Origin of the sequence: Bradyrhizobium denitrificans (assembly GCF_013179005.1) — a bacterium.
Taxonomy (GTDB): domain Bacteria; phylum Pseudomonadota; class Alphaproteobacteria; order Rhizobiales; family Xanthobacteraceae; genus Bradyrhizobium; species Bradyrhizobium denitrificans.
The window spans coordinates 162,235-172,255 of the sequence record NZ_JABFDP010000023.1; the positions used below are offsets into that span (position 1 = coordinate 162,235).

Here is a 10,021-nt window from a genome sequence, read left to right on the forward strand (position 1 = left end):
GCGCGGCGGTTCTTCCCCTTTTGCCCGGAATTTCGCCTTGAACGGGCAGCCACGCGTCGTTAGCCTCAGTTACTTTTCTTCGACATCCTATTTCGCATTATCGATCTTTTCCGCAACTCGCCTCCGCATCTGATGTCCACATTTTCAAGGGAGCCGCATGGCCAGTCCATTGGGCAAGCATGCCATTGTCATCGGAGCAGGAATCGCCGGCCTCGCCGCGGCGAAGGCTCTGTCCGCACATTTCGAAAAAGTCACGGTGCTGGAGCGCGACCTTCTGCCCGCCGGGCCTGAAGCGCGGACCGGCACCCCTCATTGCCGGCAGGCCCATACGCTGCTCAAAGCCGGGCTGAACGCCTTGCTGCAATTCTTTCCCGAATTCGAGACGGAGCTTGAGCTTGCTGGCGCGGTCCGGGCGAGAGCTGCTATCGATATTTTGGTGGAAACGCCCGGTTTCGATCCGTGGCCGCGCCGCGACTTCGGATTCGACACGCTCTGCATGACCCGGCCGCTCGTCGAATCGGTCGCTAGACGCCTGGTCGAACGGCAGGGCAATATTGCGTTGCTTCCACAGTGTCGCGTGAGGCGTCTGGCGCATTCGGCTGACAAATCGTCGGTCAGCGGCGTGTATCATGACGAGGCGAACGGCCAACCATGTCGGCTTGACGCTGATATCGTCATCGATGCTTCGTCGCGCGGCAATCTTACACTCGATGCCCTTCACGAACTCGGCTTGCCAAGACCCGCCGAGACCGAGATCGGTGTCGACATCGGTTATGCTACTGCCATTTTCGATATCCCGCCCGGCGCCTCGCGCGAGTGGCGGGGGATTATCCATCGCCCCGACGCCCAGAGCGGGCGTGGCGCCTTCCTGTTCTCGGTCGAGAACAACAGATGGCAGATTTCGTTGAGTGGCATGCACGGCGACCATCCGCCGGATGACCTGCAAGGATTTGTAGCCTTTGCAAAGACGCTCCGAACGCCAACCGTCTATGAGGCGATCAAGGATGCAACGATGGTCGGCGTCATCCACCGCTTCGTCTTCCCGTGCAGCGTCCGTAGGAGGTTTGAAGCGCTGGCGACATTTCCCAAAGGGCTTGTGCCGGTCGGCGATGTGATTTGCCGGTTCAATCCCGCGTTTGGCCAGGGGATGACGGTCGCCGTGCAGCAGGTCAGCGTTCTCAAGACGTTGCTCGACGAACGCGCCGGCAATGCGCTTCCATTGAACGACGTGGCGCCAGCCTTCTTTACCGCGATTCAGGGCGTGCTCGCCGCGCCTTGGGGGGTGGCCGAGAGCGACTTTATGTACGCGAAAACCCGGGGAGAGCGCCCGGTCGACTTTCAGCAGCGGCTCAAGTTCGGGAGCATGCTGCAAAGAGTGGCCATCGAAGACGCAGCGGTGCACAAGGTGCTCACAGCGGTCAACCACCTTCTCATCCCGCCTACTGCGTTGCGTGAGCCTCACATCGTCGAGAAGGTGAACGCGCTCATGGCCGTTTCCAACTGAGAGCTTATTGCCGACCGAACCGTCGGGGCGGCTTCTCCCGATCCTTACACGATCCGGCGTCGTTGTGCCGAAGAGAGGTCCTCATGACGGAGCCCGAGCTGCAAATTCTTGACGTCAATGGCCTGCGCATGCAGGTCGCAATGCAGGGCAGCGGCCCCCTGGTTTTGCTATGCCACGGTTTCCCGGAACTCTGGATCTCCTGGCGCGCCCAGCTTGCCGCTCTGGCGAAGGCCGGCTATCGGGCCGTGGCTCCTGATATGAGGGGCTACGGCGGCACCACCGCGCCGGAAGATCCCACCGCTTATACGCTACTGCATCTCGTGGGCGACATGGTGGAGCTCGTCAAGCAGCTCGGTGAAGCGCAAGCCGTCATCGTCGGTCACGACTGGGGCGCACCGGTGGCCTGGAATTCGGCCATGCTTCGACCCGACATGTTCCGCGCAGTGGTCGGCATGAGCGTGCCATTCTCGCCACCGGGTCCAGTCAACCTGCTCGACGGACTCAGGAAGGCCGGCATCCACACCTTCTACATGCAGTATTTCCAGACGCCTGGCATGGCCGAGAAAGAGTTGGAGCGCGACGTCGCGGCGTCGATACGGCGCATCAACTTCAGCGGCTCCGGAGATGGACCTGATCGAGTTTCATTTGGAGTCCTCCAGCCCGGTCAGGGTTTCCTGGATAACATGGTCGAACCGGAGAAGCTTCCATCCTGGTTAAGTGCCGACGACATCGGATACTATGCGGCGGAATTCTCGCGAACGGGCTTCCGCGGCGGCCTGAACTGGTACCGTAACATCACCCGCTCATGGGAGTTGCTGACGCCGTGGCGGGGGACGGTAATCCGGCAACCCTCGATGTTCATCGCCGGGGCGCGCGACGATGTGCTCAAATTTCCCACCTCGCAGCCGCAGATCGCGAATTTCAGCGACACGCTGCCGAACCTGCGCGGCTGCCACATTCTCGAGGGCGCCGGGCACTGGGTCCAGCGGGAGCGTGCGTCGGTCGTCAGCGAACTGCTGATCTCATTCCTCAAAGGTCTTTGATCGACGTCGGACCTGCGGGCTTCGTTGCCGCGGAGCCTGGCTGTCGTGCCGCGGACCTTCGCGAGGACATTGCAGCGCCGTGCCGCCTCGGCAAGTGTCCGTCAGGAGCGGCGAGGCGTCATCGCGAGTGCAAGACGCCGCGCTGCCTGTGCTCATTTTCCGCTCCGACGGGACTCATTCCTCCCGGCGGACGGTGGGAAGATTGCGTAGGACATAGAAGATTGGGACTTTGCGCTGCCCACGCGTATGATTGCCCTCCGGGGGTGACGGATGACTATCTCAGATAACGAGAGGCCGTTGTGTCCGGCATGCAAACACCGAATGGTGTTGGTGCGCATCTTTCCCGGCCAAAGAGGAATCGAAGGGCGCATATTTGAATGCTCGACCTGCGAGCGCTTTGAGACGGTTGCCTTCGCCGCGGATCCGATGAAGACTGATGTGGTCGGCTGGCTCGCCGGAGAACTGAAGCCGCCGCGATGACCTCCGATGAATCTTGCTCAGGTGGAGTGGCGTGATGGACGAGGACTTCTGCAGAGAACGCGGACAGCGCATTCGCGCTCTGGCCGAGTGTGCCGATCCCTTCACCAGACGTCGCTTGCTGGCGCTGGTCGGCCGATACGACGCAATGGCGGCCGGTCCATCGCGCTCCCCGAGGAGCGCGGAGCTGCCGGTGCGCCGCCCGCCGCCGGCATCGACCTTCTCGGCGACGGGTCAGGCATGACGAAGGGTCGCGCGGCCGAGATCAAGTGCGACGCGTGCGACGGCACCGGCACGGCGCCCGCCCGGCAGCCGGAGTCAGGCCGCAGAATATTCCCTGGGCGTTGCACGAAGTGCGGCGGCAAGGGTCGGATACCCAAATCGGGGTGAGGCTCCCAAGCTAAGCTTTCAACGACGCGCCCCAGCAGGCTCTGCGGGAAGATCGTCGAGGTCGGCGCGACCGGTATTCGCGATCCGGATCGGAGATCGCCTCAAGATCGCAGCGTGTTCCGCTGGAGGACACCGTAGTTCTCCGGAGAGAACAAAGTGGGATATTGTTCGTCTCTTAACGATGCCGGAATACATTCCGTGCGGGCCCGTCCCAGCATGGCCCTCCTGCAATGACGAGCCCGGGTGGATTCGCCTCTGGCCCGGGCTCATCTTGCCGCTCTGCGCGTTCATGGGAACAATCAACCCTCGGGCCGCTTCAGGCGCGAGCGCCATCCGTGCACGCGCGAGCGTGATCCCGATCGGGCGCCAAGCGAACGTGCACCTGGTAGCTGCAATCGTCGTACCGGACCGCCTGCTGTTGGTGATCTTGAGCACCTTACAAGCGGCTTCGGGCCGCAGAGGAGAAGAACCTCCGACCGCGGCCTCAGTCGCTGCTCTAATTCTTCGGAGGTGGCGCTTTTGGGAAAGCGGCGAGTACGCGAATTTTCCAAACCCCGCCTTCGCGGACATCCGTCGCTGTCCAAAGCCCCTTGAAATCCATTGGTTCGCCGGCTGCGTTCTTGCCGGTGAGATGGACTTGACCGATCGCAACCAGGGTGTCCGGTCCCAAAGCTGTAACCTGATCTACCGTGATCTCATTGTGATTGAACCCGGCTTTGAATACTCCCTCATAGGTCTCTGCGATGTTCGTGTGAGGCCCTGCCGCGTTGACCATCATACCGCCGTTCGCATAGAGGGCCGCGATGCCTGCGGCATTCTGCTTGTTGAAGTTGTCCGCGTAGGCGGCACCGATCTTTTCTACCTCATGCTTGAGGCTTTGATCGGCATCGGCAGCAATAGCGGGCACGGCGAATGTCGCCATGAGGAAGCACAGGACATAAGACCATCGCATCTGCAATTCCCTCCCAAAATAATCGTTGTATTGAAATTAAGTCCCTGATCGACGGGACAATGCATCGTAGCACAACTAATGCGGGTTGACGAGCGGAGCTGATGCCGTCGAGCTGCCGCAGCGCACCATCCCCGTCGTAGAGGGCGCGTTTGGATGAAGTTGCCCGGTGCCGGCTGCATCTCGCCAATGACAAGGGGCTCAGTAGGGCCGCGTCGCGGTGACTTTGTTCGAGCGGGTATATCGGTCGATCGCGATGGCCGTCGGCGGCGGTCGCATCAGAGAGCCTCGCCCGGCGGAGCCGGGCGAGGTTTGGCTAAGTGTCGGTCAATCGGCGCTCTTGCGCGGCCGCGACCAGAGCAGCGTGTAACCCTCGCCTCCCTCGTCATCGAAGAGATTGGCGTAGATCGGCGAGTTGAACGAGGGGTCGTCGAGCTTGAGCGAGAGGTAGTCGCGACCTTCCTCAGAGCGCTTCGACCATGCTGCCCCGATTTCGGCTCGGCGCACGTACACGCGGTGGCTCGGAGCATTGTCGTTGGAGCGATTGGATTCGGCGACGATGCGGACGCCTTTGGCCTGCACGCTCAGGGTGACGATCTCGCCCTGGAAATCGTTGCCGACCTTTTTGAACGAACCGATGGTAGCCATGTCACTTCTCCTTAGGTTGTTTCGGACCGCGACCACCGCGGCCTCGATGGCGATGAACAGGCCGAATGACGATCGGCGACGCACCCGCTTTAAGGGCCGGAGCACAGCGGAGGACGCCATGGCTGAGACTTTCTTGTCTCGCGAGGAATGGGCTTTAGCCCAGGGGAAGAAAGTCGCAGAAATGGCGTTGCGGCTCAGACGGTCGAGGCGCAGCCGGTCTTCGGCCAGATCAAGCCATCAAAGAGGCAAGGTGTTCGCGTGCTGAACAACATCGAGAGGAGATGTGACTGCCATCGGTCGTACGATACAAGCGGTCGGTTCGTTTTCAGGTGGAAAGAGAGAGCGTGCAGGGAGAGGCGGTTCATCTGCCGAATATAAGCGCGCCAACGACAATGCTCCGAACCCAAACCCGCACGCGCCGAAGCGCTGGCATGGTGGTCATGAAATGCTCTGAGGAAAGCGCCGCCTATCGGATAGGCCCGACGTCACCGCGCGAGACGACCGAACTAGCGATCGAGGCGACGGCGAAGCGTACATGCTGCTCTGGTCGCGGATGCGAGCGCAATCGAAGACCCGTCCAAGCCCGCTCTGGTCTCCACGGGCGCTTCTGTAGAGGCGGAAATCGACGATCGTATGGTAACGTCAACCAGCCGTCTGGATAAAGTCGCAGGTCGCGTGTGGCGACGATGGTCAGCGCGGTTGACGACGCGCGCTGATTTCTCGGAGCGTTCTTGCAGTAGCAGCACGGCATGAGTCGCGGGACTCGATCGCGGCGCTATGCGCCGCCGTCGCCGAACTTCCAGACCGGGATTCCCATTCGCTTCGCTTTGTCCGCGAGGTTGTCCTGAATTCCCGTTCCCGGGAAGACCATGACGCCGATCGGCATCATCGTCAGCATGAGGTCGTTGCGCTTGAATGGTGCGGACTTGGCGTGCTTTGACCAGTCCGGCTTGAATGCGACCTGTGGGACCTTGCGATTCGCTGCCCATTTGGCCGCAATCAACTCGGCGCCCTTCGGTGAGCCTCCATGCAAGAGGACCATGTCGGGGTGTTTGGCGTGAACTTTGTCGAGGCGATCCCAGATCAGACGATGGTCGTCGAAGTCGAGTCCTCCAGTCAGTGCGATCTTGGGCCCGACGGGAACAAGCACCTCCGTCTCGGCGCGACGCTTGGCGGCGAGAAAGTCTCTGGAGTCGATCACGGCGGCGGTGATCGAGCGATGGTCGACCAGCGACCCGGATCGGGGGCGCCAGAGTGAGCCGGTGTGAGTTTCGAATTGTGCGATGGCCTGCTCGCGAAACAGTTCCATGCAGTTGCGACGCTCGATCAACGAGAGTCCATCCATGACGAGACGCTCTAGTTCGACCGAGCACACCTCGGAGCCATCCTGCTCACGTTGACTCCTGCGCTGAGCCTGCTCGTTGTCGTCGAGCTGGCGCTCGATGCGACCTGTGGCTCGATGGAATAGATTGACCGTCGACCAGAGCAGGTCTTCGAGGTCCGGCTCCATGCGGCTGTCGCTCAGGGTCGCCACGACGGCATCGAAGATGTCGACAACGGCGCCGGTGATCGTCTTGGCTTCGGGAAGCGGCCGCGGGTCAGGTTCGTCGCTGAACGGTCGGTAACCGCAAAGTTGCAGTTCGGTCAGGACGTGGTGAAGCGATGATGAGCCGTGCTGCGGTTCGAATTCGGTGTCGTCACGATCGGTCATGGATGAGGTCCTCCGTGGACTGGCCGCGTCCATCGCGGCCTTCGTGGCGATCACTCAGACGGCGGGCGGGCTGGACCAGAACCCGGAGCAACGCGGAGGGCCGAAGCGACAGCGGAGGATGGCAGGGCGCGGCTATTTTGCTTCGCGATGCAAAGGCGGTTTCGGCCCATGGAGCCTGGTTTGCGTTGTGACCACCGCCGGCGGAAAATAGCCGCACCCTGCCATTGCCGGTTCGGCCCGCCTGCCGTCCGATCGCCCCTAGAAGGCCGGGGCGCGGCTCTCCGGCGACGTCGTCTCGCCTTGATCGGGCTGTCGACTTCGATTGCGAAGCGCAGGCGTTTATGGCGTGATCGCGACCGTCGGCGGTAGGAAGCGGACGACGTCCGCTGGCGCGAGCTGAATGTGCAACGCTGCCCGGAGCTCATCGACGCCGAAGGTGCGGAGATCCTCGTTGAAATCGTCAAGCCGGGGCGACAGTCGGATCGCCTCGATACCGGCGGCTCCAGCACGCTGCGCCAAAGCTGTTGCGCCCGCCTCTCCGGCCGCATCGGTATCCCGGGCGATGTAAAGCCGGCGCAGGCTCGGTGGAAGCAACATGGCTGCGAGATGGTTGGCCGATAGCGCTGATGCCATTGGCAGGGTCGGCAATGCACAGCGCAAGGAGAGCATGGTCTCGATGCCTTCGCCTGCAGCGAGCACATCGTCGGTAACACCGAATCGAACCGCATTGCCGAGTAGAAGGCCCATCGCCCGGCGCGGCGTATCGATCGGCGCCTTGCTCTTACCGGAGGGATCGAGCCAAGTGCGATGAACGCCGGTGATGGCGCCATCAATTGTCGTGACGGCGGCGATCAGGGCTGGCCAGGTTTCGGTCGGGCGGTCATCATCCGGCCTGTAGTAGCAACGCGGGTGAAACCGGAGGCTTGAGGTCTCGTGCAAGGCCAAAATGCCGCGCGCCCGAAAATATGTTTCGGCGATCGTGCCATGGACAGGTTTTGACATGGCAAACAGCCGCTGCGCTGATTCCGGCGAACCGCTGGGCGCGGGTGGAAGCGGCGATTTAGATTCCAGCTCGATCTGTGGCAGGCTGAGAAAACGCCGCGCCTCGGCAAGGACATCGCGGAATTCAACAAGGCCGCAGCTTTCCCTGATGATATCGAGCAGATCGCCGTGTTCAGCAGTCGCGGCATCCGTCCACTTGCCGGCCGCTCCCTGACCCCCATGAGGTGGGCGCAGCCGAACGAACATGGATCGACCAGATGCGTTGCGGACGTCGCCGACCACCCAGTAGCGGCCAACGCGCCGACCATTGGAAAGATAGTGCCGGCAGACGAGTTCGGCCCGCTCGGCAAGCCGGCGGGCGAGATCGGATGCTTGGGCTGACATAACTGATCCCCGCCAAAAAGAAGGCCCGCCGGTGACGGCGGGCCTTCGAGATCGACGCTTCTGCTTGTCTACTCTGCCGCGACAAGCGGCTCGTCGGGGAGAATTGCATCTTCGAGCGGATACTCTACATCGGGCATGGCCGCTTCGCATTCGCTCACTGGCGCATCCTCCCCCGAAGCGGACGGGGAGATCAGGCCAGATTCAGACGCCGGCGATGCGACGCTGATTGCTTGGCCAGGCGTACGCAGCGGCTCAGGAAGCCAGCCGGTGCCGGCGAGCAGTTCTTGGGCCCTCTCCGCCATCTCGCCCTTCTTCAGATGCTCGATGAGCTGAGCGGCGGTGTCGCCCTTGGCTTCGCGAACGGCTTGCAGAATGCGGGCCTTGGTCACCCGCCCGAGATAATTGTCGACGGTCGGCGACCAGCCAGCGGCGGCGACATCGAGCCTGATCTCCTCGGCGAGGCGGTCGGCGTGAGCCAGCGCACGCGGCCGCCGATTCCAGGGCTCGTACACCGCATTGACGCTGAGGGCGATGCAATGTGCGAACAGGACACCGCGGCTGTCCCGATCGAAGGTGGAGAGCGCGTCCCAGAGCTCGGCTGATTCACGCGGCAACTGCTCCGACCAGCGCCGGTGCCTCTCGTCGACGGCCTTGGCGATCGTGGCATCGCCGAGGCCCGGCGCCTGGTTGCCGAAGACGACGCTCTTGGCGTCGATGTCGAGGCAGGATTCGGGCGTATAGCGGTAGAACAGCTTTAGGCAGAGCGCGTGCAGCCCGGCCAGGAACGCGGTGTCCGGGTCCTGAGCCAACGCATCGCGCAGGGCGAGCGTGCGATATGCCGTGAGCTCGGTCATCAAGCGATCCGGGATCGGTTTGATGCCGTCCTCTTGCTCTGCCTCAGCCTCGGCGACTGAGGTAACCGCCTGCGCGCCGTCGACATCTGCCGGAGCAGAGGTTACGGACTGGGTTCCGTCCGAGTGCGTATCAGCTTCCCGCTCGGGCTCCGGAATGGTCGGCTCGTCCTCGGGGCGGACATATCCGCGGTCGATCCGCAAGACACCCGACGCGTCGATGCTGCAGAAGGCACCCGCGCGGGCGATCTCGTCAGGATCGTACTGGACCGGCCGCTCATCGAGTTCGGCAAGCGCCGTCTCGATCTCGCCAAGCCGCTGATCGATNCGCCGTCTCGATCTCGCCAAGCCGCTGATCGATCGCTTCGGGTAGCACGTCCACGTCGGAATGCTCCTGCTCCAGACGTTCGTGCTCGGCGCGCAGGGCTTCGGCCGCGGCAACCTCCTCGTCGGTCATGGCGACGGACTCGCCGGAGATACGGCGCAGACCGTAGGTGTGGCCGTAGGGAAAATCGATCGCAATCTCCACCCATTTCCAACCCTCGGAGCGGATGTTGTCCGCCTCGCGCTCCAGCTTCTCGGCAACAAGCCGCTCAAGCAGCACCGGATCTTGCAACCAGCCGCCATCATCCTGCTGGAACAGGTCTCGCATGATGTCGCCGCCGGCGCTCTCGTAGGCCTCTATCCCGACGAACTGAGCGCGCTTGTCCGAGGCGCGCACGCCGCCCTCGGTGAGGAGGCGGCGGATGAAGTAGGGTTCCTTGTTGTGCGACCGCTGCACGGCCTCCCACACCTGCTCTTGGCGCTCATGGTCCGGATTGACCGCAAACGCCATCAATTGATCGAGAGTCATGCCATCTTCGGCATAGACGTCGAGCAGCCTTGGCGAGACGGCGGCGAGCCTGAGCCGTTGCTTGACCACCGACACGCTGACGAAGAAAGCGGCTGCAACCTCCTCCTCGGTCCTACCCTTCTCGACGAGATCGCGGAAGGCGCGGAACTGATCGAGGGGCTCCATGTTTTAGATTATGCGTCAAGTGTCCTGTTAGCTGGATGACTCTG

Annotated in this window: 8 protein-coding genes; 3 read left to right on the forward strand and 5 right to left on the reverse strand. The window is 62.5% G+C overall.

Annotated features, from left to right (window positions below; all coding sequences use genetic code 11):
* Window positions 1-157: 157 nt before the first annotated feature.
* From HL671_RS25575 to HL671_RS25585, 3 genes are all read left to right on the forward strand, one after another.
* A complete protein-coding gene (locus HL671_RS25575; protein WP_172239848.1) occupies window positions 158-1,504 on the forward strand; it encodes an FAD-dependent oxidoreductase in 1,347 nt (448 codons plus the stop codon).
* 83 nt (window positions 1,505-1,587) lie between these two features.
* Complete coding sequence (locus HL671_RS25580) at window positions 1,588-2,547, forward strand: alpha/beta fold hydrolase (protein WP_172239851.1); 960 nt, start codon at window positions 1,588-1,590, stop codon at window positions 2,545-2,547.
* A 321-nt stretch (window positions 2,548-2,868) separates the two neighbouring features.
* Window positions 2,869-3,027, forward strand: coding sequence for a response regulator (locus HL671_RS25585; protein WP_246705944.1), 159 nt, complete (start codon window positions 2,869-2,871; stop codon window positions 3,025-3,027).
* Between the two features lie 883 nt (window positions 3,028-3,910).
* Here the strand turns inward: HL671_RS25585 and HL671_RS25590 are convergent.
* The 5 genes from HL671_RS25590 to HL671_RS39190 form a co-directional block, all read right to left on the reverse strand.
* Window positions 3,911-4,336, reverse strand: coding sequence for a nuclear transport factor 2 family protein (locus HL671_RS25590; RefSeq protein WP_172239857.1), 426 nt, complete (start codon window positions 4,334-4,336; stop codon window positions 3,911-3,913).
* A 354-nt stretch (window positions 4,337-4,690) separates the two neighbouring features.
* A complete protein-coding gene (locus HL671_RS25595; protein WP_172239860.1) occupies window positions 4,691-5,011 on the reverse strand; it encodes a DUF736 domain-containing protein in 321 nt (106 codons plus the stop codon).
* Between the two features lie 775 nt (window positions 5,012-5,786).
* On the reverse strand, window positions 5,787-6,722 hold the full coding sequence (locus tag HL671_RS25600) for a DUF2493 domain-containing protein (protein WP_172239863.1): 936 nt from the start codon (window positions 6,720-6,722) through the stop codon (window positions 5,787-5,789).
* A 339-nt stretch (window positions 6,723-7,061) separates the two neighbouring features.
* Window positions 7,062-8,108, reverse strand: coding sequence for a DUF7146 domain-containing protein (locus HL671_RS25605; RefSeq protein WP_172239866.1), 1,047 nt, complete (start codon window positions 8,106-8,108; stop codon window positions 7,062-7,064).
* Between the two features lie 68 nt (window positions 8,109-8,176).
* Window positions 8,177-9,163, reverse strand: a complete 987-nt coding sequence (locus HL671_RS39190; RefSeq protein WP_172239869.1) for a hypothetical protein — start codon at window positions 9,161-9,163, stop codon at window positions 8,177-8,179.
* Window positions 9,164-10,021: the final 858 nt, after the last annotated feature.

Excerpts from the sequence above, each read along its gene's own strand:
- HL671_RS25575 (WP_172239848.1), top strand. The coding sequence starts at position 158 with ATGGCCAGTCCATTGGGCAAGCATGCCATTGTCATCGGAGCAGGAATC.
- HL671_RS25580 (WP_172239851.1), top strand. The coding sequence starts at position 1,588 with ATGACGGAGCCCGAGCTGCAAATTCTTGACGTCAATGGCCTGCGCATG.
- HL671_RS25595 (WP_172239860.1), bottom strand. The coding sequence starts at position 5,011 with ATGGCTACCATCGGTTCGTTCAAAAAGGTCGGCAACGATTTCCAGGGC.
- HL671_RS25605 (WP_172239866.1), bottom strand. The coding sequence starts at position 8,108 with ATGTCAGCCCAAGCATCCGATCTCGCCCGCCGGCTTGCCGAGCGGGCC.
- HL671_RS25600 (WP_172239863.1), bottom strand. The coding sequence starts at position 6,722 with ATGACCGATCGTGACGACACCGAATTCGAACCGCAGCACGGCTCATCA.
- HL671_RS25590 (WP_172239857.1), bottom strand. The coding sequence starts at position 4,336 with ATGGCGACATTCGCCGTGCCCGCTATTGCTGCCGATGCCGATCAAAGC.
- HL671_RS25585 (WP_246705944.1), top strand. The coding sequence starts at position 2,869 with ATGGTGTTGGTGCGCATCTTTCCCGGCCAAAGAGGAATCGAAGGGCGC.